Source organism: Polaromonas sp. P1_G2, from assembly GCF_056405515.1.
In genome coordinates, this window is record NZ_JBFUBY010000637.1 from 1 (window position 1) to 690 (window position 690).

At 60.7% G+C, this 690-nt stretch carries 1 protein-coding gene; it reads left to right on the forward strand.

Going from position 1 to position 690, the window contains the following annotated elements; genetic code table 11:
- On the forward strand, nt 1-625 hold a 625-nt coding region (locus AC1D0P_RS26655; RefSeq protein ID WP_477679479.1), incomplete at its 5' end, for an FAD-dependent oxidoreductase.
- Between the last annotated feature and the right edge of the window lie 65 nt (nt 626-690).

Below are 690 nucleotides of genomic sequence, written 5' to 3' on the forward strand. Positions count from 1 at the left end.
TCTCCCGAAACACCTCAACACGATTGCCGGCACCTGGGGTGCGATGCATGATTCCGGCGAACTCACTTATATGAACCTCGTCCACCTTGCCGGCTGCGACGGCACCGATCCGGACAGTATGACGAGGTTCGAGATCGAAGGCCGCAGGCAGGCCATGCTAGCGATCGAGGCATTGCGTCGCTACACGCCGGGATGCGAGGGCGCGCGGCTGAGGAATTTCGGAATGTCGATCGGTATCCGCGATACGCGCAAGCTCGACGCGGTCTACAATATGACGGAGGGCGACGTCCGCTACCAGGGCCGGTTCGACGACACGATCGGCATCTATCCTGAATTCATCGATGGCTATGGCGTGCTGATCCTGCCGACCACCGGCCGCTATATGCAGATTCCCTATCGTTCGATGCTGCCGAAGCGCGTCGAGAACCTGCTTGTCGCCGGCCGGGCTATCGGCGGCGACAAGATTGCCCATGCGGCCACCCGCAATATGGCCTGCTGTGCCGTTGCAGGGCAGGGCGCCGGCGTGGCCGCGGCGCTTTGCGTCAAGGACAATGCCGATTTCGGCCATATCGACATGGCCGCTGTGCAGAAAGAGCTTGAACGGCAGGGCGTCCGCATCCATTGATCGTTCTCATGATTTTTTGAGCGGCAGGTTTTGAATGCGCAGTGTCATCGTTCTGGGTGCGGGCA